This window comes from Pseudomonas sp. PS01301, from assembly GCF_029960215.1.
Lineage (GTDB): Bacteria > Pseudomonadota > Gammaproteobacteria > Pseudomonadales > Pseudomonadaceae > Aquipseudomonas > Aquipseudomonas coleopterorum.
In genome coordinates, this window is the sequence record NZ_JASCPM010000133.1 from 1 (window position 1) to 289 (window position 289).

General features: G+C 65.1%; 1 pseudogene. It reads right to left on the bottom strand.

Annotated elements, in window-relative coordinates:
• Positions 1 to 289, bottom strand: a pseudogene (locus tag QMX89_RS22750) (Tex-like N-terminal domain-containing protein); the annotation flags it as partial.

The window sequence follows — 289 nt, forward strand, 5'->3', positions numbered from 1 at the left end:
CCTTTATCGCCGTCGACGAAGCGTGCTGCTTCGATTTCCGGGTTCAGCGTCGGATCGGCGAACAGGCCGTCGGCCAGCTCGCCAAGGCCGGCTTCCAGGGCGATCTGGCCCGTGGTGCGGCGCTTCTGCTTGTAAGGCAGGTAGAGGTCTTCCAGGCGTGTCTTGGTATCGGCCTGCTGGATCTCGCGGGTCAGCTCGGGCGTCAGCTTGCCCTGTTCCTCGATGCTGGCCAGGATACTGGCGCGGCGCTCGTCGAGTTAGCGCAGGTAGCGCAGGCGCTCTTCGAGGT